This window comes from Pseudarthrobacter sp. S9 (assembly GCF_050156545.1).
Classification (GTDB): domain Bacteria; phylum Actinomycetota; class Actinomycetes; order Actinomycetales; family Micrococcaceae; genus Arthrobacter.
Genome location: NZ_CP189577.1, coordinates 208,550 through 232,674 on the forward strand (window position 1 = coordinate 208,550; position 24,125 = coordinate 232,674).

Consider the following 24,125-nt stretch of genomic DNA (forward strand, 5'->3'; position numbering starts at 1 on the left):
ATCCGCGATCTAGTTGAGCTCGGAAGTGGAGAAGGAACTACCTCCGGGCGGCCAGGCCGGGTTCGTATTTCATAGTGGGAAGAGCGTTCTGCAGCATCCTCGCCGATTCTTCCGCCCATATGCCTGCTGGTGGATCATCCAGCGAAAGCCACTGCAGCATGAGACCATCCACGACGCCAAAGAGCAAGCGAGAAAGGGTCTCCATATCAAAATCCGGCTCCTCTCCCGTCCTCACTTCGCGAAGGATTTGCGTGCAACCCTCCAGGTACCGGCGATAGCCCGTCTGGCCAAATGCTGGGAGTCTGAGCTCCGCAATGACCACAAGCCGCGTGTCCACCTGCGGCCAGGGGTCACCAAACGCGAGAGCCTTCCTTAAGACTATTGCTGGGGCCATGGAAAAGGTTTTACATCTTCATCTTGAACGATTGACTTGAACGTCTGTTCATGTCACAGTGGACGCGACGAACAAAACGTGACTGGCATCACAGCAGTAGAGCTCGGAGCGGAGCTCGGCTGGTCCCTAGCGAGAAAGACAGATCGATATGACACGAGAAGAAGCCTACGCAGGATGCCCCCCGGATTCGTACGTGGAATTCTATGGCGGCCAATGGCTCGTAGTCCCGTTTGCGCCCGTCCAGCAGCCTGCCTTTTTCACGTGTCTGCCCGGCAACGGCCGGGTCGCCCGCCATTGACCGCCTAGTCGAGGAACCGCGGCCTCGAGGTAACGTGAGGAGCCCCCCGGGACATCCGGGCAGGGTATCGCTCGCTCCGGTACTGCGGAGCGCGTCCACCGGGTTCGGGCCTGCTGACGCAGCGGGGAGACCAGCAGGTGCTCGTGCTGCAGGGCGGAAGGGCACGTGACGGGCGCCGGGGCCGGAAAGAGCCAGTACGCCGCGGGGCTCAAAGACCCTGGCACCCTGGTGGGCGCCGGGGTTGATGAGCTGCCGGCACCGGAACCCCCACTGGTAGGGAGCCGGCGGGGCCCTCGTTTATCTGGGTCTGCGCCTCGTCCTGATCGGCCTGAACCTGCAGTCGGTTTTTTCCAGCTTCTCCGCGGTGCTTCCCGAGCTCACCTCGCAGGCGGGACTGCCCGGGTCGGCGGTTGTGGTGCTCACAACCGTCCCGGTGCCCCTGGTGGGCCTGTTCGCGCCGCCGGCACCACTCCTGGTCCGCCGGTTCGGGGCCGAGCGGGTCCTCCACGGCGCAATGGTCCTGCTGACGGCAGGGCACGCGGGGCCGCCATTGCAACGTGCTCCTGCGGGCTTGGTCAAACGCGGATTCCCGCACCGTCTGCGCCTCAGCACCACCCGGTGCGGGCTTCACCTGCCCGGTCTCTACGGCCGCGGAGGGTGGACACTGGCCCTGCGGTTCCGGGCGGTCCCCGCCGCCGTCGTACTCTTGCAGTTTCTCCCGGCAGCTGTCCGGCCACGTCCCGTGCGGCACCAGGCGGTGAAGGATGGGGTGAACGTGTGGCGCCCGGGCACAGCGTGGCAGGTCCCCTCTTAGGGTGCTGTCGGCAGCCGGGGGTCCCGCAGGAATCCTGCATCGGGGAGCACGGCCCGACCGGCCGGAGGCACCCCGGCGATCAGAGACCTTCACACCGCTGCCCGCCAGCGCTGCACCGGCAGGGGCAGGCCCTGCCGCCCGTATTACCCCGTATTAATGCCGCCCGTATTACCCCGTATTAATGCCGCCCGTATTACCCCGTATTAATACAGACACATTGGAGACAAACATGACCCCGCCCACGGATGCCGCCACCGACCGCACGCCCCTGATCGCCGGCAACTGGAAAATGAACCTGGACCACGTCCAAGGCCCGGCCCTCCTGTCCGAACTGGCCCGGACCCTGTCCGAGATAAAGCATGATCCCAGCCGCGTGGAGGTCACAGTCTTCCCTGCCTTCACCGCCCTCGGCGCCATCCAGTCCCTCGTCCAAAGCGGCGGCCTTGACGTGAACTACGGCGGCCAGGACCTTTCCCCGTTCGATTCCGGTGCCTACACCGGCGATATCAGCGCTCAGTTCCTGGCCAGCCTCGGATGCACCTATGTGCTCGTGGGGCACAGCGAACGCCGGACCATCCACTACGAAACAGACGACGTCCTGAACGCCAAGGTCAAGGCCGCCTACCGCCACGGACTCACCCCCGTCCTTTGCGTAGGAGAAGGCCTGGATATCCGCCAGGCCGGAGCCCACATCGAGCACACCCTGACGCAGCTGCGCGCCAACGTTGCAGGACTCACCCCTGAACAGGCTGCCGGCCTGGTGGTTGCGTATGAGCCCGTGTGGGCGATCGGAACCGGGGAAGTGGCAGGTCCGGAAGAGGCGCAGGAGATGTGCGCGGCAATCCGTGCCGAACTGTCCACGATCTTCGGCACCACCATAGCCGTCAAGGCCCGGCTCCTGTACGGCGGCTCCGTCAAAGCCAGCAATGCCGCTGCCATTTTGAAAGAAGCCGACGTCGACGGCGCCTTGGTAGGCGGCGCGAGCCTGGACGCCACCGAATTCGCTGGCATTGCCGCTTTCGAGGGCCAGACGCCATCCGGGGGACCTGTGTGATCTATCGCGAGTCGTGTCGGGTTTGTCTCCTAACTTGATCCGGCACGCCTGATAGGGCTTCCCGGTCAGACACAGAGAATCAAGACATGCAAAGCCCCGGGTGTGGTTGTCGAAAGTGCATGCTGCCCAGCTGTCTCCAAGGCCTCGGTTGAAAGACGGACCAGATACCGCGATGGCGGACCAAGTACATCGCAGCCCTGATGGGACTTCTCACCGACGGCCTCGCGTCGCCGTTCCGGAGCGGCCTCCATGGCCGCCGCCCTCCCCGTGCGGCGCCGGGGCGCCAATCCGCCGACCCTCGACGAACTGGAGACCGGCCTGTCCTAACAGGCGGAACGGACCAGCTAACGGCACCCGCCAGATCCGCCCCACCCGCCAGGTACGAGAGCCGAACCCTTCGTGGCGGCGCCTCGCCTGCTCCGGCTATAACCCCAACCATGCAAGAGAAAGACAAGGGCAGGTATATGAGACGCGCTAAGATAGTGGCCACTTTCGGACCGGCAATCGCAAGCTTTGACAACACCCTCGCGGTGCTGGAAGCCGGCGTCGACGTGGCCCGCATGAACATGAGCCACGGCGACTACACCGTGCATGACAGCACGTACGAAAACGTCCGTAAGGCGGCAGGACAGCTCGGCAAGGCCGTCGCCATCATGGCCGATCTGCAAGGGCCCAAGATCCGCCTCGGCCGCTTCGTTGACGGTCCCCACCTCCTGGCCGCCGGCGACATCTTCACCATCACCACCGAAGACGTTCCGGGGACCAAGGACATCTGCTCCACGACGCTGAAGAGCCTCACCGAGGACGTCAATCCGGGCGATGCCCTGCTCATCGACGACGGCAAGGTCGCCCTGCGCGCCCTTGAGGTCGACGACGTCAAGGTTGTCACCCGGGTGACGGTCGGCGGCATGGTCTCCAACAACAAGGGCATCAACCTGCCCGGCGTCGCCGTCAACGTTCCGGCGTTGAGCGTAAAGGACGAGGACGATCTGCGCTGGGCCATGCGCCGCGGCGTGGACATGGTGGCCTTGTCCTTCGTCCGCGATGCCGCGGACATCAAGCGCGTCCACGAGATCATGGACGAAGAAGGCCGCCGCGTGCCGGTGATCGCCAAGATCGAAAAGCCGCAGGCCGTGGAGCAGCTGCACGAGATCATCGACGCCTTCGACGCCATCATGGTGGCCCGTGGCGACCTCGGCGTGGAACTTCCCCTGGAGGAAGTGCCGATCGTGCAGAAGCGCGCCATCGAGCTGGCACGCCGCTGGGCCAAGCCGGTCATCGTGGCCACCCAGGTGCTCGAGTCCATGATCGACAACCCGCGCCCGACGCGGGCCGAGGCCTCCGACTGCGCCAACGCCGTGCTCGACGGGGCCGACGCGGTCATGCTCTCCGGCGAGACCAGTGTGGGCAAGTACCCGATCGAGACGGTCAAGACCATGGCCCGGATCATCGAGTCCACCGAGGTCCACGGCCTGGAGCGCGTCCCGCCGCTGGGGACCAGGCCCAAGACCCGCGGCGGCGCCATCACCCGTGCCGCCGTCGAAATCGCCGACCAGCTGGAGGCGAAGTACATCTGTACATTCACCCAGTCCGGTGACTCCGCCCGGCGCCTCTCGCGCCTGCGTCCGGTCCGGCCGGTATTCGCCTTCACCCCGGTGGAGCACGTCTGGAACCAGCTCGCCCTGACCTGGGGCATCCAGCCGGTCCTGGTCCCCATGGTGGGCCACACCGACGAGATGACCGCCCAGGTTGACCGCAGCCTGCTGGAACTGAAGGTGGTGGACGACGGCGACCTGGTGGTCATCGCCGCCGGTTCCCCTCCCGGGAAGGCCGGTTCCACGAACATGCTCAAGGTCCACAAGGTCGGCGACCTGGCCGACGCCGGCAGCCTCGGCGGGGTTCCGGTGGCCAGGGACAAGATTGGCCCCTGGCCGGAAGAAAAGAAAAGGAACCAGGCCGCGCCCCGGCCCGCCGAGGCCTGACCCGCCCAGGGCTTCCTGCCCGGCTTCACGCCTGGTTTCACGCCGAATAAGGGGAGGGTCCCCGCTGCTGGAATTCCAGCAGCGGGGACCCTCCTCTTATCGTTTTGTGCCCCGGCTCATCCCGGCGGACGCCACTTTGGAGCAAGCCCCCTGCGGCAACCCGTCATCGGCTAAAGGAACCAGGCGCTGCCGCCGGCCGGCAGCCCGCGCGGGCGTTTCGCCCACTTCTGGCAGGTACTCCTGTTGATGCCGGGTTCCTTGGCCGCCGCGGCGACAGTTCCCAGGCGCGCCACGGCGGAAAGGAAATCCTGTCGTTGGGCACGGGTATGGGATTGCTGCAGACGCTTGCTGGCTGCTCCGGCCAGAGGCGCCGATTCCTCCGGTGAAGGTGATTTTTTCCTTAAGGAAGGACTATTTCTTGATGGTAACTCCATGGGTGTTGCGACTCCCGATTGTTCGGGGTGGTGCACACCATCGCTAGAACTCGCCCGAACGGTCAATCCAAAATGCCGTCTACGGTCAGTTTAAAGTCGCAGCTAACATTCACCGCCTGCCTTTTTCTGCGGCCACCCTGTGCGTCCGCGATCCGGGCGCTGGAACGAAGGAGCGGCCACGGCCGCCCGGGCTCGGTCACCTTTGCAGGGGAAAACGAATGCTGTGGGGTCGTTCATTTAGCCCCCGTACGGGAAGACCCAGGCACGGCCCACCCCAAAGGGTAGTTTAAACCATCCCGAATTAGCGTTTCCCCTACCCGCAAATGACAGGACGATGGATACACACCCCCGCAGTTCCGACAGAAAGAAACTCCGTGAAGTCGGTCAAGTGATCAACTTCACTACTTAGCAAGAAAGACAGATCGATATGACACGAGAAGAAGCCTTCGCAGGATGCCCCTCGGATTCGTACGTGGAATTTTACGGCGGCCAATGGCTCGTAGTCCCATTTGCGCCCATCGAGCAACCTGCCTTTTTCACGTGTCTGCCCGGTAACCGCCGGGTCGTCCGCCACTGATCGCTTAGTCGACGAACCGCGACCTCAAGGTAATGTGATGAGTCCACTGGGCCGGCCGGCCATGGTATCGGCCGCCCCGGTACTGCGGAGCGCGTTCACCCGGTTCCGACCTACTGACGCGGCGGGGAGAGCAGCAGGTGCTCGTGCCGGAGTGGGACGGGCGTATCATCCCCCGGCGGTTCCTTCCTGATGACCGGATGACCTGTCGGTCCCTATCCAGCCGTCGCGAACACGATCTCCGGCGCAGCGGCGGGTGTCATGTCCGGGTAAGATGCCCACCAGGCGGCACAGGCAGCGCGCCAGCTGTTAAGGTCGTCTTCACGGCCGCTGATGCCCACCGTCGATCCCGACACCCGGGCCACTGCGGCGCCACAGAAGTAGGCTCCGTCGTCGGCCGTGATCGCCGGGTACTCCTCGTAAAGTTCGCCCAGGGAACGGATCAAGTAGTTCGGACGCTCGTCCAAGCGTGCCGCCAGGGCCGTTTGGACCGAGTCCACGCCCGTGAGGACGAGGACCGTGGCCATGCCTGCGCGATTTCCACCCAGGATGTCGGTGTCCAGTCGGTCGCCGACGACGAGGGCGCGCTCAACGCCGGAGTGGCGCGCGGCCGTCTCGAAGAGGGCTGCTTCTGGTTTTCCTGCCACCAGGGGCCACTTGCCGGTGGCAGCGGCAACCGCTGCCACCAGTGACCCGTTGCCGGGAGCGAACCCCCGCTCCTGAGGAAGGGTCATGTCCATGTTCGTCGCTACCCAGATGGCGCCCGCTGTGATCGCGTAGGCGGCCTCTGCCAGATCCTTCCAGCCGAGGGCCGGGGAAAACCCCTGAATGACAGCGTCTGGCCGATCATCCGAGGTGGGCACGACGACGAGTCCTTGCGCCCTGACGGAGTCTGCGAGGATCTGACTGCCGACGACGAGCACAGCCGCGCCTGCGGCCACCTCGCCAGCCAGCAGCTCTGCACCGGCCAGCGCGGATCCGAACACTTGCTCAGCGGTGGCAGGTGCTCCTAATTCCCGGAGATGGGTGGCAACCTCCTCGGGTGAGCGAGACGCGTTGTTTGTCACATAGGCCAGGCTCTTGCCCTCTCCTGCGAGCTTATCGAGTGCGTCGGTGGCGCCGTCGATCGCCCTCGGTCCGGTATACACGACGCCGTCGAGGTCCGCGAGCACTCCGTCAAAGCCGTCAATTAGCCGCCTGGTCATCGATACCGCACCCTCGCTGGTCTTGCTGGCCGGCTTGCGCTCTCGTGTGGGGGTCGCGCCCTCGCCGGAGTCAGCAGGAGACGGCTCAACCCCTGGCGCTATTTTTTGACGCTTCGGTTTGCCTGGCTCGAACTCGTCGGGCAGGAGGGTGGGCTCGGGGTCCAGCAGGTTCTTCCGGAGCTGGTCGGACATGGTTAGAGCTTCCTTCCGGCTGAGCCGAGCGACACGGCAGCTTCGACGAGGCGGGCCGCGAGGCCTGCCTCGGCTGAGGCCCCCAGACGCGGGGGTCGTGGGTCTTCTTTTTACCGATCTCCCCGTCGACCTTCAGGACGCCGTCGTAGTTCCTGAACATTTGATCAACGATCGGACGCGCGAACGCGTACTGGGTGTCTATGTCGATGTTCATCTTGATGACACCGTAGGACACCGCGTCAGCGATCTCCTAATCGGAAGAACCGGATCCACCGTGGAACATCAGTCAACGGTTTATCCTTACCGGTCTTCTGACCCACCTGCTCCTGGATGTCCTTGAGGATGTCAGGACCGCCGGGTTTATAGACACCGTGCAATTACCGAAGGTCAACGCCGTCAGGTGTAGCGGCCATTCTCGCCGGCGCCGAGGGCGTCGATGGTCGCCAGGGCGTCCTCAACCGTGGTGTAGAGCTTGTCATTGGTGGCATTCTCGACGCCATCCTCCTCACCGCCGATGCCGATCTCTACCTCCAGGATGATCTTCGCCGCAGCCGCGCGAGGCAGAATCTCCTGCGCGATCCGCAGGTTCTCCTCAAGGGTCGCAGCCGAAATATCCCACATATGAGAGTTGAAGATCGGGTCACGGCCGTTCTTCACAGCGTCCTCGGACGAGCAGTGGCAGCACGAAATCGTCGAGCTTGTCCTTCGGGCAGTGATCGGTATGCAGCGCGATGTTCAGGTCGCTGTAGTCACCAACCGCGCCAAACAACTCTGGGAGTCCTGCCCTGAGGAGAGACTCTTGCCAGGGCGGCCGAGGAGCTCCAGGAAAGCGAGGCCCACGGGAAGGCGCCCTTCGTCCTCTCAGGTTCCATGTCCCAGGAGTGCTCGTTTGGATTGGAAGGCGGCGGGCCTGACGGCTGTGGCCGGCAGTCAGGGGCGTACATCCGGTTGTGGACTTCCTGGGCTATTGGCCGAGCCGAGCCGCCTGTAGACCTGCGCCCCGGCCTCACCAAACGCGAGAGCCTTCCTTAAGACCCTCGCATGGGCCATAAAAAAGGTTCTACATCTTCAACTTGAACGATTGACTTGAACCTCTGTTCATGTCAAAGTTTCTGGAACGAACGTACGTGACTGTCATCACGCCGGCAGGGCTCAGAACAGAGCTCGGCTGGGCCTCTGACAGTTAGAGGATGCCGGTTTGCAGACGATCCCTTCCGGAGCCCCAACCGGGGTTTCTGAGGTGATCGTCAGCGCAGTCCCCTATGCACCAAAGATGAACAGTTCTGACAAAGATGAACAGTTCTGACAAATCTTTCACACCACTATTCACAGGAGAGACCATGGAAACCACCCTCGTAGGAACACTGAGCAAGGCCGGATCCATCCACAAGGTAGAAAACGGCTATATCGGGCTGCCGTCGATGAACGAGCCGGGGACGGTCGCTGCGATCGGCGATTCCCTCCACAACCCCGAGGGCTCGGTCATGTGCGCCGGATTCTTCGAGCTGAAGGCTTCAGATCCGCTGGTGTACACGTACACCTACGACGAAATGAAGGTCGTCATCAAGGGTGAATTCATCCTCACTGACCAGACGACGGGAGAAGTGACGCACGCCAAGGAACGCGATGTGCTGTTCTTCCCCAAGGGCACCACCGTCAAGTTCGAGACCCCCGAGTACGCCCTGGGGTTCTTCGCCGGCGACCGCACCTTCGCACCCTAGGGACACTCCATGGGTTCCCCGTCCACGCCGCCGGCAGCAGGCACCGGCTGCAAACCAGGTCGGGGGAACCGCTGCCTTCCTGTGTCCCGGAGAGCCACCTTGTGGTCCACTACGGAAGGGACGCCAACGCCTATTCGCTCACCGGTTCAGGTAGCGCCCCTTCCGGATACACCATCTCGGTCCTCCAAATCGAAGACGGCGCCAGCGGCCCCCTGGCCATGCATCGGCTCGCCATCGGTGACCGGGTCCAGGTTTCGCGTCCCCGCAGTGCCTTCGCCCCGGCCGCAACAGCCACTCATCAACTGCCTGTTGCGGCAGGAACCGGGATCACCCCGGGGCTGTCGCGCGCCCGGTACGCCGCCGAACGGGGCACCCCACCGTCCCTGATCTACGTCCACCGGCCCGGGGAAGGGGCACGCGCGGCGGAAGCCAGGGAACGGCTGGGACCGGCCCTGACCGAATGCAGTGATCGCGGCAGATTCCAGAAGGTTCTGACGGAAAAGCCCACCACCCAGAAACTCGGAACCCACCTCTATGTCTGCGGGCCGGATGCCTTCATGGATTCAGTCCTCGGGCAGGCTCGGGATCTTGGCTGGCCGGAGGGCCTGCTGCACTCAGAAGCCTTTGGCGCGGCCGAGCTCGACGCGGGCTTTCCGTCAAGATCAACCGCAGGGCGGCTCTCCTGGAGACATCAGCGAATGACCCGGCTCAAAGGTCCGACGACCTGGCCGCACTCGCGTGGATCCAGCGGCCCCGGGGACGTGGAAGCCACCATCATTGGACTGTCGGAAGTAAGCCGCACCGTTCTGAAGCGCCCCGGGGCCCGGCCCCTTCTTCTGCTGGAAACCTGATCCCCTAGTTCCCCCGGGGCCGCCGGCCGCCTCGATCCAGACTCCTGTTGACCATGCCAGTGGCCAGCACATCTCCCTTCCACGCCAAGGGCATCTGGTGTGTCCAAAGTACAGATCCCCCCTGAGAGTAAGGACTTCATCACCATGCACACAGCAAACCGTTGTCTCGTCGTAGCCGTAAAAACCCGAAGGGAATTAGACGCCGCCCTGAATGAAGCGGTGGATCGCCTGAAACCGGCGGCGATAACTGAACAGGTCGGCATCTCGGTGACGCGGCTCGCCCCGGGACGCTATGAAGCGCGCCTGAACAGCAACGTTCCCCCGGGCGTGACACTCGAAAGATGGGGGTGCGAGCGATGAGCTGGCGTCAGGCAGGTGCCTTCGGCGCACCGACCAGCAGCGTGTTTAATATGGTCGACCCGCTGCCCGCCCGACCGGCTGCTCGCTGCACACGTGTTACGCGTCGCAGTGTTTGGCGGTGGGGGTGTCTTTGCCGCTGACGACGCTGGTTTTTGCTGTGGGGTCTTGATTTAGTGTCGTGGGCGGCGTCAGGCTGACGATGACCGGATAAGACGAACGGCCGGCATGAGAGTTTCGAAGCACCACGCTGGCCGTTCCGACGCGTAAAGGCCGCGCTGATGCTCACGGTAAATCATGAGGGTGTCTCTGTCGAGTCGGATCTGGCCGGCGGGCGCCTGGCGTGTCCTGGTTGCGAGGGGGTGCTGCGTCCGTGGGGCTGGGCGCGGGGACGCATGTGCTGCTCGAAGCGGGCCTGGCTGCGCGCCGGGCCGATACGGCCGCGGTGATCGCCTCCGCCATCGAGGCCAAGGCTGCCACCGGCCACGGGCACCGGGTGATCGCGGCCCTGCTGGGCCGGGCGGCGTCCACGGTGCGCGGCTGGCTGCGCGCATTCGCCGCTTCCGCCGGCCCGATCACCGAAGTGTTCACCGCCCTTTCCCACCGTGACGGCGCCGACGCGGCCGGACTCTGGCCTGCCCGACCCCGGCACCGGCCGGCCGGGCGCTGGCCGCGGTGGCGGCGTACGCGGGCGTGCTCGCGGCCCGGTTTTCCGTCGCCACCCTGGCGTGGCAATCGGCAGGGCTCGCCGTTGCGGGTCCGTTTTTCTTCAGCGGCGGCCGATGGCAGGGCCAGGACCAACACGAGCTGGCCCTTATGCCTGATACCCCGGGCTCATCGGTACAGGCTATCGGGAATAGTCCGCGCTGACTATCCGAAAGTGTAGTCAGAACCGTCAGAAAACAGTGTTACCCCTGCCCGTTTGCTTCGGGATTATGGATATCAACCAGAAAGCCTCGTCCGGCCCGCTACAGGCCCAATGACCGAATCGAAAGGGACACATCGTGAGTCCAGCAGCAACCGGCGCGTATACCGTCACCCCCAATCTCTCTCTTGTCCAGGACGAGATTGCGGTCACGGCCGCTGGAATCGACGAACAGGAGCTGGCCGGCCTGGCCCGTCACCTCACCCAGCCGGGCCGGGTGTTTGTTGCCGGCGCGGGCCGGAGCGGGCTGGTGTTGCGGATGGCGGCGATGAGGCTGATGCACCTGGGCCTGAATGTCCACATCGCCGGTGACACCACCACGCCCGCAATCGCTTCCGGGGACCTGCTCCTGGTGGCCTCCGGATCGGGGACGACCTCGGGGGTGGTCAAGTCAGCGGAAACGGCGGCGAAGGCCGGGGCGCGGATCGCCGCGTTCACCACCAACCCGGATTCCCCGCTCGCCGGGCTCGCCGACGCCCTGGTGACCATTCCCGCCGCGCAGAAGACCGACCACGGCTCCAGCGTCTCGCGCCAGTACTCCGGGTCCCTGTTCGAACAGGTGCTTTTCCTCGCCACCGAGGCCCTCTTCCAGTCCCTGTGGGACAACACCGATGTGCCCGCCGAAGAGCTCTGGCTCCGGCACGCCAACCTCGAATAACCGGGGCCCCTCTTTTTCCACACCCACCGCAGTTACCTGCAGAGAACCGCAGTTCCTTACAGAAAGTAGAAACATCATGAAGCTCCAAGTTGCTATGGACGTTCTGACCACCGAAGCCGCCCTCGAACTGGCCGGCCAGGTCGCCGAATACGTCGACATCATCGAACTCGGCACCCCGCTGATCAAGGCCGAAGGGCTCTCCGCCGTCACCGCCGTCAAGAACGCCCACCCGGACAAGATCGTCTTCGCCGACATGAAGACCATGGACGCCGGCGAACTCGAAGCCGACATCGCCTTCAAGGCCGGCGCCGACCTGGTCACCGTGCTCGGCACCGCGGACGACTCCACCATCGCCGGCGCCGTCAAGGCAGCCAAGGCCCACAACAAGGGCATCGTCGTGGACCTCATCGGTGTCGCAGACAAGGTCACCCGCGCCAAGGAAGCCCGCGCCCTGGGTGCGAAGTTCGTCGAGATGCACGCCGGCCTGGACGAACAGGCCAAGCCCGGCTTCGACCTGACCGGACTCCTGAGCGCCGGAGCAGAAGCACGCGTCCCGTTCTCCGTCGCCGGCGGCGTGAAGCTCGCCACCATCGAAGCTGTCCAGCAGGCCGGCGCCGACGTCGCCGTCGTCGGCGGCGGCATCTACAGCGCAGCCGACCCCGCCCTGGCCGCCAAGCAACTCCGCAACGCCATCAACTAACCCTCCGGCCGCCCCAATGACCGCGGCGTCCCGCACCTGACAACGGCGCGGGCCGCCGCATCCACGCCCAACGAGCAGCGGCCCCATGCACCCGGCATCGTAGCTGTCAGGTATTGCAGTCACTGCGTGCCCCACCAAATTCGACGCCGCCGAACGTCGAGGCGTCGCGCAGGCTGATATGGGCCGCGGGAAGGACCAGAACATGAGTCAGGAATCACTGGCGACATTGAGCGGAAGTTGCAGACTCCCCAATCAGCAGTCTGTTCGGCGATGGGACTCCCTTCGGCACGGGGATTGCGTTGAGGTCTGGTCCACGGATTCGTCATACTATGTGGCCTATGTCGATGACCGCGGTGACGACGGTCGGCTGGTATGGGTTATCGAGAACGGCACCGGCTGCCGCCGTCTCTTTGTTCTTGGTGATCCTGTAACGCTGTATCTGGTCTAAGACGCATGGTCGCTCGCTTCGATGAGGGGCCACATACGAAAATCCACTGCTCTCCTGGCTATTACCAGAGCCGAACCTGCCGCTGGGCCTGCGCCGAGGAGGAGTGCCTTCAGTCGGCCCTTCGGGCCTCAATACCTCTCCTAAGGCGGCTGTGTCCGAACGTATGACGGGGCGTCAAGCCCCATCCGGCCGCTGTTGAACCCTACCGGCCCCGGAAAAGAAAGTAATAATGCCTCAAACCTATGTTGACCCGCACAGGATCCCGGGGGGTAATCCGTTGCGGGATCCGCGGGATCGTCGGCTGAACCGTATTGCCGGGCCGTCGTCGTTGGTGCTTTTTGGGGTGACGGGGGATCTTGCCCGCAAGAAGCTCATGCCTGCGGTGTACGACCTGGCGAACCGGGGGCTGCTGCCGCCGAGCTTCGCCCTGGTCGGCTTTGGCCGGCGGGAATGGGACAACGAGGACTTCGCCGCCGAGGTCAAGGAAGCCGTCAAGGCCTACGCCCGGACCCCGTTCGATGACATGGTGTGGAAGCAGCTGTCCCAGGGCATCCGGTTCGTCCAGGGCGAGTTCGACGACGACGCCGCGTTCGAGCGGCTCCGCGACACGATCAAGGAACTGGACGAAAACCGGGGAACGCGGGGAAACCACGCGTTCTACCTGTCCATCCCGCCGAAGGCCTTCGAACTGGTCTGCCGGCAGCTCTCCAAGCACGGACTGGCCCAGGCCGAGGGGGACAAGTGGCGCCGCGTGGTGATCGAGAAGCCCTTCGGGCACGACCTCGCATCGGCCCGGCAGCTCAACGACATCGTCGAGTCGGTCTTCCCGCCGGACGCGGTGTTCAGGATCGACCACTACCTGGGCAAGGAGACGGTGCAGAACATCCTGGCGCTGCGCTTCGCCAACCAGCTCTTCGAGCCGCTCTGGAACGCCAACTCCGTGGACCACGTCCAGATCACCATGGCCGAGGACATCGGCACCGGCGGCCGGGCCGGGTACTACGACGGCGTCGGCGCGGCCCGCGACGTGATCCAGAACCACCTGCTGCAGCTGCTCGCCCTGACAGCCATGGAGGAGCCGATCTCGTTCAACGCCGATGACCTGCGCGCCGAGAAGGAAAAGGTCCTCGCCGCGGTCCGGCTCCCGGCGGACCTGTCCGCGCACTCGGCCCGGGGCCAGTTCACCGGCGGCTGGCAGGGCGGCGAAAAAGTCGTGGGGTACCTGGCGGAGGACGGCATCCCGGCCGACTCCAGGACCGAGACGTTCGCCGCGATCCGGGTGGACATCAACACCCGCCGCTGGTCCGGGGTGCCGTTCTACCTGCGCGCCGGCAAACGCCTCGGCCGCCGGGTCACGGAGATCGCCGTCGTGTTCAAGCGCGCCCCCAACCTGCTCTTCACCGACCACGGCGAGGACGACTTCGGCCAGAACGCCGTCGTGATCCGGGTCCAGCCCGACGAGGGCGCCACCATCCGGTTCGGGTCCAAGGTCCCGGGCACCCAGATGGAGGTCCGTGACGTGACCATGGACTTCGGCTACGGCCACTCCTTCACCGAATCCAGCCCCGAGGCCTACGAACGGCTCATCCTGGACGTGCTGCTCGGCGAACCGCCGCTGTTCCCCCGGCACGCGGAAGTGGAACTGTCCTGGAAGATCCTGGACCCGTTCGAGGACTACTGGGCGTCCCTGCCCGGACAGCCCGAACCCTACGCCCCCGGCAGCTGGGGCCCCGCCTCCGCCGACGAGCTGCTGGCCCGTGACGGACGAACCTGGAGAAGGCCATGATCGTAGACCTGCCCGACACCACCACCTCGAAGATCTCCAAGAAGATCATGGCCCTGCGCGAGGCGGGCGGCGTGATCGCCCTGGGCCGGGTCCTGACCCTCGTGGTCGTCACCAAATCCGGACTGGAAGAGGAGGCCATCGACGCCGCCAACGAGGCCAGCCGGGAACACCCCTGCCGGATCATCGTGCTCGCCGACGCCGGCGCCGACGCACCCACCCGCCTGGACGCCCAGATCCGGGTGGGCGGGGACGCCGGCGCCTCCGAGGTGATCCTGCTCCGCGGCTACGGTGAACTCGCCCAGGAAAGCGAATCCCTCGTCGCGGCCCTGCTGCTGCCCGACGCCCCGATCGTGGCGTGGTGGCCGCACGGCGCCCCGAACAACGCCTGCCAGACCTCCATCGGGAAAATTGCGCACCGCCGGATCACGGACTCGGCCAACGAGGCCGACCCCCAGGCGGCCCTGGACAGAATCCGGAACACCTACAAGGCCGGCGACACCGACCTCGCCTGGACCCGGCTGACCAACTGGCGGATCCAGCTCGCCGCGGTCCTGGACCAGGCCGACGGCTCACCCGTCACCGCCGTCGCCGTCGAAGGCGCCTCCGATTCCCCCAGCACCATCCTGCTCGCGGCCTGGCTCACCCTGGCCCTGGACGCCCCCGTCACTATCGTCGCGGACCCCGCCGGCACCGGGATCCGGCGTGTGCGGCTGACCCGGACCTCCGGCGACATCCAGCTGTACCGGCCCGGCCCCACCATCGCCGAACTCACCCAACCCGGCCAGCCCGCCCAACGCATCTCCCTGCCGCGCCGCACCCTCAAAGACTGCCTCGCCGAAGAACTCCGCCGCCTCGACCCCGACGAAGTCTTCGGCGATGTCCTCCGGGCGTCAATAGACACAGCAAAAACGGCAATACCTCGTTTTCAATCACTTGTAACCCTCTAACCTTGGAGTTTTGATGTCAGCACACATCGGTGTTACCGGCCTTGCGGTGATGGGGGCCAACCTCGCCCGCAACCTGGCCCGGAACGGCTTCACCGTTGCCCTGCACAACCGCTCGGTGGAGAAAACCGACGCGCTGCTGGAAAAGCACGGCCAGGACGGCGATTTTGTCCGCACGGAGACGCTCCAGGAGCTCGTTGACTCTCTGGAGAAACCGCGCCGCGTGCTGATCATGGTCAAGGCCGGCAAGCCGGTCGACTCCGTGATCGAGCAGCTTGAGCCGCTGCTGGAGGCCGGCGATATCATCATCGACGCCGGCAACTCGCACTACGAGGACACCCGCCGCCGCGAAGCGGCGCTGGCGAAGAAGGACCTGCACTTCGTCGGGATCGGCGTCTCCGGTGGCGAGGAGGGCGCGCTGAACGGCCCCTCGATCATGCCCGGCGGCTCGAAGGAGTCCTACGACGCCCTGGGACCGTTGCTGGAAAAGATCGCCGCCCAGGTGGACGGCAAGCCGTGCTGCGCCTGGATCGGCACCGACGGCGCCGGACACTTCGTCAAGATGGTCCACAACGGCATCGAATACGCCGACATGCAGGTCATCGGCGAGGCCTTCGACCTGCTGCGCTCCGGCGCGGGGATCGAACCGGCCGAACAGGCGAAGATCTTCACGGAATGGAACAAGGGAGACCTCGCCTCCTTCCTGATCGAAATCTCCGCCGAGGTCCTCGGCCACGTCGACGCGAAGACCGGCAAGCCGTTCGTTGACATTGTGGTGGACGCCGCCGGCCAGAAGGGCACCGGCCGCTGGACGGTCATCTCCGCCCTGGAACTGGGCTCCCCGGTCTCGGGAATCGCCGAATCGGTGTTCGCCCGCGCCCTGTCCTCCCAGACGGAGCAGCGCAAGCTGGCCCAGGAGCTCCTGGCCGGCGGCGAGGCCGACGTCCAGGTCCCCGAAGGCTTCGTCGAGGACGTCCGCCAGGCCCTTTACGCCTCCAAACTGGTCTCCTACGCCCAAGGACTGGACATGCTCACCTCGGCGGCCAAGGAATACGGCTGGGACCTGAAGCTGGACGAGATCGCCTCGCTGTGGCGCGGCGGCTGCATCATCCGCGCGGAGCTGCTCAAGGAGATCACCAACGCCTACGCCCTGGAGGACAAGCCGGCCAACCTGCTGTTCGCCCCGGCCTTCACCAAGGCCATCGCGGAGGTCCTTCCGGCGTGGCGCCGGGTGGTCTCCACGGCCGTGCAGCTCGGCATCCCGGTGCCGGTGTTCTCCTCCTCGCTGGCCTACTACGACGGCCTGCGCCGCAAGCGCCTCCCGGCCGCCGTGATCCAGGGCCAGCGTGACCTCTTCGGCGCCCACACCTACGGCCGCGTCGATGCCGAGGGCACCTTCCACACCCTCTGGGGCGAGGACAAGTCCGAAATCGAGGCAGTGGACACCCACTAAGGCGGTGAGCTTGTACCCGGCTCCCCCGGAGCCGGCCACCTGACTTCCAACGTCCCGGCCTCACCGACTCTCTGCCCAACCGGCCCGTAGCCTTGATCCGCCGACGGGCCCGTTGGGACCCCGGGATTTGGTTTGGCCGGGCGCGTCGGGTTCGGGGCAGGCCGGGTCGCCCGGCACCGCTGCCGGTGGTGTCCCACCGTGGTCCTTGGTTGTTTCGGTACGGGGCGGCCGGTCAGGTCTTTGCCAGCCGCGGAACGATCAGGTTGAACAGGTCCGTCCAGGGGGTTTCCCAGGGCGCTGTCGTTCAGATCGGCGTTGACCTGCTCGATGATCGCGTGCCCGCGGTGGGTCTTATCTGCGGCCACGGTGTCGAGGGTGCCGGTGGTGAAAAAGGCACCACCCACAGTATAAAAATGATTACTACAGTGACGGTGATGACATAGAACCAGCCGAGGTTTTCTGCGATCCAGGCCACCACCGTTTTCATGGTGCCGTTCGCGTTTGCGGGCGCCAGCATCGCCCAGATAGAGAAGGCTACGATGATGGCTGAAGCGATGATGAAAACACGCCAGTTGACCCTTGGCCCGGGGTTCTCAATGAGTTCGGCGGTGTCTGGGTCTTTGTCGATGGTGGTGGTACTCAAGGTCCAACTCCAATTCTTGGTCCGGGCTGCGGGGAAACGCAGCACATCATGGTGGTGTTCCCGGCCTTTTCCTGGTCGGTCAGGCAGAGATCCCGGTGCAGGGGTGCCCGTTGAAGCACTGACAGGGAACATTCGCCGCAGATGCCTTTGCCGCACATGTTCGGAATGCTTTTTCCTGCTTTTTCGAGGGTCTCCATCAACGAAACGCCGGCCGGAACTTCCAATCTCATGCCGCTAGAGCCAGCTTCACCGCGAACGGTCCGTAGCGGTGAGTTCCCCGATTCTGGGTCGTGGGCCTGCCGCGGTCAGCGCATTCGGTCCGGGCCGGTGGACGTAGATCAGGGACGGTGGGGTGCCCCGTTCGGCGGCGTACCGGGCGCGCGACAGCCCCGGGGTGATCCCGGTTCCTGCCGCAACAGGCAGTTGATGAGTGGCTGTTGCGGCCGGGGCGAAGGCACTGCGGGGACGCGAAACCTGGACCCGGTCACCGATGGCGAGCCGATGCATGGCCAGGGGGCCGCTGGCGCCGTCTTCGATTTGGAGGACCGAGATGGTGTATCCGGAAGGGGCGCTACCTGAACCGGTGAGCGAATAGGCGTTGGCGTCCCTTCCGTAGTGGACCACAAGGTGGCTCTCCGGGACACAGGAAGGCAGCGGTTCCCCCGACCTGGTTTGCAGCCGGTGCCTGCTGCCGGCGGCGTGGACGGGGAACCCATGGAGTGTCCCTAGGGTGCGAAGGTGCGGTCGCCGGCGAAGAACCCCAGGGCGTACTCGGGGGTCTCGAACTTGACGGTGGTGCCCTTGGGGAAGAACAGCACATCGCGTTCCTTGGCGTGCGTCACTTCTCCCGTCGTCTGGTCAGTGAGGATGAATTCACCCTTGATGACGACCTTCATTTCGTCGTAGGTGTACGTGTACACCAGCGGATCTGAAGCCTTCAGCTCGAAGAATCCGGCGCACATGACCGAGCCCTCGGGGTTGTGGAGGGAATCGCCGATCGCAGCGACCGTCCCCGGCTCGTTCATCGACGGCAGCCCGATATAGCCGTTTTCTACCTAGTGGATGGATCCGGCCGTGCTCAGTGTTCCTACGAGGGTGGTTTCCATGGTCTCTCCCGTGAATAGTGGTGTGAAAGATTTGTCAGAACTGTTCATCTTTTGGTGCATAAAAGACTGCGCTGAGGATCAAGTCAGAACACTGGTTCGGACTCCGGGGGAATCGTCTGCAAACCGGCATCCTCTAAATTCCAGAGGCCCAGCCGAGCTCTGCTCTGAGCCCTGCCGGTGTGATGACAGTCACGTACGTTCGTCCCAAGAAACTTTGCCATGAACAAGTGTTCAAGTCAATGGTTCAAGATGAAGATGTAGAACCTTTTTTATGGCCTATGCAAGAGGACGGTTCTCGTGTTTGCTGACGCCGCGTCGGAGGCGGACACGCGGCTCCGTCCGGCCAAGGACGCGCCAGGGAGTCCGCCCAAGCTGATCTGCGTCAAGGGCGGCCACCCGCTGGAGGGCCCGGGTGCACGGGACCGCATGCCATTCGCACGGATGAGCGAAGACTGTGGACCTCAATCTCTGGACCCGTTTCTTCGGCCGATGACCCCAGGCGGCCCGTCATAGTGTGGTTCCCCGGCGGCGATCTTGTCCGCGGAGGGGTCCGAGTGCGGGTCCACAAGTCCACATGACCCCCAGCCGTTCCGCCGAGGCCGCGCGGAATTCCAGGACGGTGGGGCGCCGCTGACCTTCTCCTGGATGCGGCGGGTGCGAACTGCCAAAGGCAGCGCATCATATCGATGAATCTCCTCTGCCAGACTTCCGAGCCCATCCGCGTAGCTGATGACGAGCAGTGCATTGCTTGCCGAATATGTGAGCACCAGAACCTGCCGGGTACTGCCCGCAATGCGTGGCCCGGGAGAGCGGCGCATCCCCGCTACGGGCAATGCAACGAAGGAGCGCCGGGCCCGGTCACCTTTGCAGGGGAACGGATGCTGTGGGCTCATTCATCCAGCCGGCGTACCGGACGATCCACGCAGCGACCTACCCAAACGGGCAGTTTAAACCATCCCGAATTAGCGTTTCCCCTCCCCGTAAATGACAGGACGATGGATGTCAGGCCCACCTCTGGAGGAGGAGAAGTGAATTTGACCGTGATGACCGGACCCGCCCCGGACGTATCCGGGGAAGCCTTCGCCGGCAGCGTCTCCCTTGTCCTGGGGGAGATCGCGGATACCGCCGCAGGCATCGACCGGCAGCAGGTGGCCGGCCTGGCCCGTCACCTTAGCCAGCCGGGCCGGGTGTTTGTTGCCGGCGCGGGCTGGTGTTGCGGATGGCGGCGATGAGGCTGATGCACCTGGGCCTGAATGTCCACATCGCCGGTGACACCACCACTCCCGCAATCGCTTCCGGGGACCTGCTCCTGGTGGCCTCCGGATCGGGGACGACCTCGGGGGTGGTCAAGTCAGCGGAAACGGCCGCGAAGGCCGGGGCGCGGATCGCCGCGTTCACCACCAACCCGGATTCCCCGCTCGCCGGGCTCGCCGACGCCCTGGTGACGATTCCCGCCGCGCAGAGACCGACCACGGCTCCAGCGTCTCGCGCCAGTACTCCGGGTCCCTGTTCGAACAGGTGCTTTTCCTCGCCACCGAGGCCCTCTTCCAGTCCCTGTGGGACAACACCGATGTGCCCGCCGAAGAGCTCTGGCTCCGGCACGCCAACCTCGAATAACCGGGGCCCCTCTTTTTCCACACCCACCGCAGTTACCTGCAGAGAACCGCAGTTCCTTACAGAAAGTAGAAACATCATGAAGCTCCAAGTTGCTATGGACGTTCTGACCACCGAAGCCGCCCTCGAACTGGCCGGCCAGGTCGCCGAATACGTCGACATCATCGAACTCGGCACCCCGCTGATCAAGGCCGAAGGGCTCTCCGCCGTCACCGCCGTCAAGAACGCCCACCCGGACAAGATCGTCTTCGCCGACATGAAGACCATGGACGCCGGCGAACTCGAAGCCGACATCGCCTTCAAGGCCGGCGCCGACCTGGTCACCGTGCTCGGCACCGCGGACGACTCCACCATCGCCGGCGCCGTCAAGGCAGCCAAGGCCCACAACAAGGGCATCGTCGTGGACCTCATCGGTGTCGCAGACAAGGTCACCCGCGCCAAGGAAGCCCGCGCCCTGGGTGCGAAGTTCGTCGAGATGCACGCCGGCCTGGACGAACAGGCCAAGCCCGGCTTCGACCTGACCGGACTCCTGAGCGCCGGAGCAGAAGCACGCGTCCCGTTCTCCGTCGCCGGCGGCGTGAAGCTCGCCACCATCGAAGCTGTCCAGAAGGCCGGCGCCGACGTCGCCGTCGTCGGCGGCGGCATCTACAGCGCAGCCGACCCCGCCCTGGCCGCCAAGCAACTCCGCAACGCCATCAACTAACCCCTCTCCTTCGGAAAGACCGGCGGCGCACGGGTGTCCGTCTTGGCCGGCTCTTCGACCAAGACGAAGGGTATGAGGGCATTTTTGGACATCCGGTCCGTATCAGACCCGACCCTTTTTTGGAAAGGCAGCCCGATGCTACAAACCTCAGATTCTTGTCTTGATGCGTGGATGGGCCGGGAGGCCCTCGCCGAGGCCATGATTCCGGTGATCGGCCGGCTGTACCGCGAGAACAACGTGGTGACCAGCATCCACGGCCGGAGCCTGATCAACAACTCCACCATGAACATCCTCAAGGCACACCGCTTTGCGCGCCGGATCGGCAAGGACGAATTGCTCCTGGAGGAGACTGCCCCGCTGCTGAGCACCTTGGCGCAGCTGGAGCCCGGCCCGGCTTCGATCGACATCGCCCGGCTGAACCAAAAATTTAAGGAAAAGGGCAGCGGTGCCACCCTGGAGGAATTCCTCCGCGCGGAACTCGCCGAGCTCGTGGGCAAACGCGGCGGCGACAACCGCACCAGCACCGACGTCGTCCTCTACGGCTTCGGCCGCATCGGCCGGCTCCTGGCCCGTCTCCTGATCGAAAAGACCGGCGGCGGCCACGGCCTGCGGCTGCGCGCCATCGTGGTGCGGCGCGGCTCGGACAACGACCTCGCCAAGCGTGCCAGCCTGCTGCGCCGCGATTCGGTGCACGGTTCCTTCGAAGGCACCATCCGGATCAACGAGGATGCCAACACCATCACGGCCAACGGCGTCCAGATCCAGGTCATCTACTCGGACAACCCCGCCACGGTGGACTACCCCGCGTACGGCATCCACGACGCGCTCGTGGTGGACAACACCGGCCGCTGGCGTGACGCCGAAGGACTTTCCCGGCACCTGCGCAGCAAGGGCGCCTCCCGGGTCCTGCTGACGGCTCCGGGCATGGGTGAGCTGAAGAACATCGTGCACGGCATCAACCACGGCTCGATCACCGACGCCGACAAGATCGTCAGCGCGGCCTCCTGCACCACCAACGCCATCACCCCGGTCCTGAAGGCCATCAATGACAGGTTCGGAGTGGTTCACGGCCATGTGGAGACCGTCCATTCCTTCACCAATGACCAGAACCTGATTGACAACTTCCACAAGGGTGACCGGCGCGGCCGCTCCGCCGCGCTGAACATGGTCATCACCGAAACCGGTGCCGCCAAGGCCGTCGCGAAGGCGCTGCCCGAACTGCTGGGCAAGCTCACCGGCAGCTCCATCCGCGTTCCCACCCCGGATGTTTCGCTGGCCATCCTGAACCTGAGCCTGGAAAACGGCACCACAAAGGACGAGGTCAACAACTTCCTCCGCCAAATGTCACTGCACTCGGAGCTGCGCAGGCAGATCGACTACATGGATTCCCCCGAGGTGGTCTCCACCGACTTCGTCGGTTCCCGCCGTGCCGGCATCGTCGACGGCCTCGCGACCATCTCCAATGACAAGAACCTGGTCCTCTACGTCTGGTACGACAACGAGTTCGGCTACAGCTGCCAGGTGGTCCGCGTCATGGAGGAGATGGCCGGTGTGAAGCGGCCGTCCTTCCCCGCCACGGATGTCGTTGAGGAGGCCATGTCGGTGCTTGCCGCCCTGGGATAAATTCCACCGCTGCTTAACCGAGCCGCGGCCATCACCACCTGCCCGCCGGAGACGTTACCGGCGGGCAGCAGCAGAAAGGTAAATCCAATGAGCAAAACCTTCCAGCCCGCAGAGCTCTTCGCAGGGGAGCTAGACGAATCCCTGCTCGGCCCTCCCCTGGCCGAGGTGCTAGGCGACGAGATTCCAACGAGAATTTCCATTCCCTTCACCAGCGACGACTCCCGCATCCTCTCTGGAGTCTGGGAGGCCGAACCCGGCCTCTCGCGGTGGGAGTTTCTGGAGCGCGGTGAGGTGATTCACGTCCTTGAAGGGCGCATGGTGGTCACTGAGGACGGCGGTGAACCGGTCATGCTGGAGGCCGGAACCGCCGGCTTCTTTCCCATCGGGTGGCGAGGGACCTGGGAGATCCAGGAACGGATCAGAAAGTTCTTTGTGATCTTCACGCCCTGACCGCCAGAGCTCTGCCGGTCCAGGCCCGGGGGTACACTCCGGGCCTGGCAGGTTTTGGTGCGTGATCGCTGCGTGGTGTCCTGCCTGTAAACCCTCTCCTATGATTTGAGCCGAAACATGAAAATTGGAATCCTCACCAGCGGTGGCGACTGCCCCGGTCTAAACGCCGTTATCCGCGGCGCCGTCTTGAAAGGCATTGCCATCCATGGTCACGAATTCGTGGGCTTCCTGGACGGCTGGCGCGGTGTGGTTGAGGGCGACATCATCGATATTCCCCGCACTTTGGTCCGGGGCATCGCGAAGCAGGGCGGAACCATCCTTGGTACCTCCCGCACCAACCCGTTTGAGAACGGCGGCGGCCCCGAGGTCATCAAGGCGCACATGAAGCGATTGGGCATCGACGCGATCATCGCCATCGGTGGTGAGGGAACCCTGGCTGCGGCCAAGCGCCTGACCGACGCCGGGCTCAAGATCGTGGGCGTCCCGAAGACCGTAGACAATGACCTTGACGCCACGGACTACACCTTCGGTTTCGACACCGCCGTGCAGATCGCCACCGAGGCCCTCGACCGGCTGCGGACTACCGGAGAATCGCACCATCGGTGCATGATCGTGGAGGTGATGGGACGGCACGTGGGCTGGATCGCGCTGCACGCCGGCATGGCAGCCGGCGCCCACGCCATCCTCATTCCGGAGCAGAAGGTCAGCATCGAGCAGATTGCCCAGTGGGTGAAGGAAGCCCACACTCGAGGTCGCGCACCACTGGTAGTGGTGGCCGAAGGGTTTGTCCCGGACCATATGGAATCCCCGCACTCCGAGCGCGGGCTGGATACCTTTGGGCGACCCCGGCTCGGCGGGATCGCGGACCAGCTGGCCCCGGAACTGGAAGCCCGGACCGGCATTGAAACGCGTGCCACCATTCTGGGCCATATCCAGCGCGGAGGCGTGCCGTCAGCCTTCGATCGTGTCTTGGCCACTCGCCTGGGCATGGCCGCCGTCGACTCTGTGGTGGAAGGCTTCTGGGGCACCATGGTTGCCCTGAAGGGCACGGAGATCGAGCAGGTAGGCTTCAAGGAGGCCCTGGGCCAGCTGAAGTCCGTTCCGCAGAAGCGTTACGACGAAGCCGCAGTCCTGTTCGGCTGAGCTGGTCGCACGGCGGCCTGGGCGCCGAGGGAATCGGCTCGCGGACCGCAGAG

General features: G+C 64.8%; 20 protein-coding genes and 3 pseudogenes. 15 read left to right on the forward strand and 8 right to left on the reverse strand.

Annotated elements, in window-relative coordinates; translation table 11 throughout:
* Nucleotides 1-37: 37 nt before the first annotated feature.
* On the reverse strand, nucleotides 38-394 hold the full coding sequence (locus ACQCSY_RS23020) for a hypothetical protein (protein WP_427136606.1): 357 nt from the start codon (nucleotides 392-394) through the stop codon (nucleotides 38-40).
* A gap of 1,341 nt (nucleotides 395-1,735) precedes the next feature.
* Here ACQCSY_RS23020 and tpiA point away from each other — a divergent pair.
* Complete coding sequence (gene tpiA, locus ACQCSY_RS23025; protein ID WP_427136607.1) at nucleotides 1,736-2,560, forward strand: triose-phosphate isomerase; 825 nt, start codon at nucleotides 1,736-1,738, stop codon at nucleotides 2,558-2,560.
* A gap of 464 nt (nucleotides 2,561-3,024) precedes the next feature.
* The gene (gene pyk, locus ACQCSY_RS23030) at nucleotides 3,025-4,542 is read left to right on the forward strand and encodes a pyruvate kinase (RefSeq protein ID WP_427136608.1); all 1,518 of its coding nucleotides are present in this window, start codon (nucleotides 3,025-3,027) and stop codon (nucleotides 4,540-4,542) included.
* 170 nt (nucleotides 4,543-4,712) lie between these two features.
* Here the strand turns inward: pyk and ACQCSY_RS23035 are convergent, their stop codons facing one another.
* From ACQCSY_RS23035 to fbaA, 3 genes and pseudogenes are all read right to left on the reverse strand, one after another.
* Nucleotides 4,713-4,835, reverse strand: coding sequence for a hypothetical protein (locus tag ACQCSY_RS23035; protein WP_427136609.1), 123 nt, complete (start codon nucleotides 4,833-4,835; stop codon nucleotides 4,713-4,715).
* 930 nt (nucleotides 4,836-5,765) lie between these two features.
* Nucleotides 5,766-6,755 (reverse strand): HAD-IIA family hydrolase, encoded by a 990-nt coding sequence (locus ACQCSY_RS23040; protein ID WP_427136610.1) that lies wholly within the window; start codon nucleotides 6,753-6,755, stop codon nucleotides 5,766-5,768.
* A 194-nt stretch (nucleotides 6,756-6,949) separates the two neighbouring features.
* A pseudogene (gene fbaA / locus ACQCSY_RS23045) lies at nucleotides 6,950-7,686 on the reverse strand (class II fructose-bisphosphate aldolase); the annotation flags it as partial.
* 601 nt (nucleotides 7,687-8,287) lie between these two features.
* On the opposite strand from fbaA, the gene ACQCSY_RS23050 reads away from it, so the two are divergent.
* From ACQCSY_RS23050 to gndA, 8 genes are all read left to right on the forward strand, one after another.
* Complete coding sequence (locus ACQCSY_RS23050; protein ID WP_427136068.1) at nucleotides 8,288-8,668, forward strand: cupin domain-containing protein; 381 nt, start codon at nucleotides 8,288-8,290, stop codon at nucleotides 8,666-8,668.
* A gap of 101 nt (nucleotides 8,669-8,769) precedes the next feature.
* Nucleotides 8,770-9,519: a hypothetical protein gene (locus ACQCSY_RS23055; protein WP_427136070.1), complete on the forward strand. Its 750-nt coding sequence runs from the start codon at nucleotides 8,770-8,772 to the stop codon at nucleotides 9,517-9,519.
* A 700-nt stretch (nucleotides 9,520-10,219) separates the two neighbouring features.
* Nucleotides 10,220-10,762 (forward strand): hypothetical protein, encoded by a 543-nt coding sequence (locus ACQCSY_RS23060; RefSeq protein ID WP_427136072.1) that lies wholly within the window; start codon nucleotides 10,220-10,222, stop codon nucleotides 10,760-10,762.
* A gap of 118 nt (nucleotides 10,763-10,880) precedes the next feature.
* Nucleotides 10,881-11,459, forward strand: coding sequence for a 6-phospho-3-hexuloisomerase (hxlB, locus tag ACQCSY_RS23065; RefSeq protein ID WP_427136073.1), 579 nt, complete (start codon nucleotides 10,881-10,883; stop codon nucleotides 11,457-11,459).
* A gap of 76 nt (nucleotides 11,460-11,535) precedes the next feature.
* Entirely contained in the window at nucleotides 11,536-12,159 is a 624-nt protein-coding gene (gene hxlA, locus ACQCSY_RS23070; protein ID WP_427136075.1) for a 3-hexulose-6-phosphate synthase, read from the forward strand.
* Between the two features lie 677 nt (nucleotides 12,160-12,836).
* Entirely contained in the window at nucleotides 12,837-14,393 is a 1,557-nt protein-coding gene (gene zwf / locus ACQCSY_RS23075) for a glucose-6-phosphate dehydrogenase (protein ID WP_427136077.1), read from the forward strand.
* The gene (locus ACQCSY_RS23080) at nucleotides 14,390-15,340 is read left to right on the forward strand and encodes a glucose-6-phosphate dehydrogenase assembly protein OpcA (protein ID WP_427136079.1); all 951 of its coding nucleotides are present in this window, start codon (nucleotides 14,390-14,392) and stop codon (nucleotides 15,338-15,340) included. The genes zwf and ACQCSY_RS23080 overlap by 4 nt, the downstream gene beginning before the upstream one ends.
* A 13-nt stretch (nucleotides 15,341-15,353) precedes the next feature.
* Nucleotides 15,354-16,790: an NADP-dependent phosphogluconate dehydrogenase gene (gndA, locus tag ACQCSY_RS23085; RefSeq protein WP_211883174.1), complete on the forward strand. Its 1,437-nt coding sequence runs from the start codon at nucleotides 15,354-15,356 to the stop codon at nucleotides 16,788-16,790.
* Nucleotides 16,791-17,187: 397 nt separating this feature from the next.
* On the opposite strand, the pseudogene ACQCSY_RS23090 reads toward gndA, so the two are convergent.
* The 4 genes and pseudogenes from ACQCSY_RS23090 to ACQCSY_RS23105 all read right to left on the reverse strand — a co-directional run.
* Nucleotides 17,188-17,418 (reverse strand): annotated as a pseudogene (locus tag ACQCSY_RS23090) (BCCT family transporter); the annotation flags it as partial.
* Nucleotides 17,419-17,429: 11 nt separating this feature from the next.
* Nucleotides 17,430-17,663, reverse strand: a complete 234-nt coding sequence (locus tag ACQCSY_RS23095; RefSeq protein ID WP_427136081.1) for a 2Fe-2S iron-sulfur cluster-binding protein — start codon at nucleotides 17,661-17,663, stop codon at nucleotides 17,430-17,432.
* A 16-nt stretch (nucleotides 17,664-17,679) separates the two neighbouring features.
* A complete protein-coding gene (locus ACQCSY_RS23100) occupies nucleotides 17,680-18,057 on the reverse strand; it encodes a hypothetical protein (protein ID WP_427136083.1) in 378 nt (125 codons plus the stop codon).
* Between the two features lie 101 nt (nucleotides 18,058-18,158).
* The gene (locus ACQCSY_RS23105; RefSeq protein ID WP_427136085.1) at nucleotides 18,159-18,458 is read right to left on the reverse strand and encodes a cupin domain-containing protein; all 300 of its coding nucleotides are present in this window, start codon (nucleotides 18,456-18,458) and stop codon (nucleotides 18,159-18,161) included.
* Nucleotides 18,459-19,582: 1,124 nt separating this feature from the next.
* Here ACQCSY_RS23105 and hxlB (ACQCSY_RS23110) point away from each other — a divergent pair.
* The 5 genes and pseudogenes from hxlB (ACQCSY_RS23110) to ACQCSY_RS23130 all read left to right on the forward strand — a co-directional run bounded on the left by hxlB (ACQCSY_RS23110) (nucleotide 19,583) and on the right by ACQCSY_RS23130 (nucleotide 24,072).
* Nucleotides 19,583-20,156: pseudogene (gene hxlB, locus ACQCSY_RS23110) on the forward strand (6-phospho-3-hexuloisomerase).
* Nucleotides 20,157-20,232: 76 nt separating this feature from the next.
* Complete coding sequence (hxlA, locus tag ACQCSY_RS23115; protein WP_427136087.1) at nucleotides 20,233-20,856, forward strand: 3-hexulose-6-phosphate synthase; 624 nt, start codon at nucleotides 20,233-20,235, stop codon at nucleotides 20,854-20,856.
* 135 nt (nucleotides 20,857-20,991) lie between these two features.
* Complete coding sequence (locus tag ACQCSY_RS23120; RefSeq protein ID WP_427136089.1) at nucleotides 20,992-22,479, forward strand: glyceraldehyde-3-phosphate dehydrogenase; 1,488 nt, start codon at nucleotides 20,992-20,994, stop codon at nucleotides 22,477-22,479.
* An 87-nt stretch (nucleotides 22,480-22,566) separates the two neighbouring features.
* Nucleotides 22,567-22,929 (forward strand): cupin domain-containing protein, encoded by a 363-nt coding sequence (locus ACQCSY_RS23125; protein WP_427136091.1) that lies wholly within the window; start codon nucleotides 22,567-22,569, stop codon nucleotides 22,927-22,929.
* A gap of 117 nt (nucleotides 22,930-23,046) precedes the next feature.
* The gene (locus tag ACQCSY_RS23130; protein WP_427136093.1) at nucleotides 23,047-24,072 is read left to right on the forward strand and encodes an ATP-dependent 6-phosphofructokinase; all 1,026 of its coding nucleotides are present in this window, start codon (nucleotides 23,047-23,049) and stop codon (nucleotides 24,070-24,072) included.
* Nucleotides 24,073-24,125 lie beyond the last annotated feature (53 nt).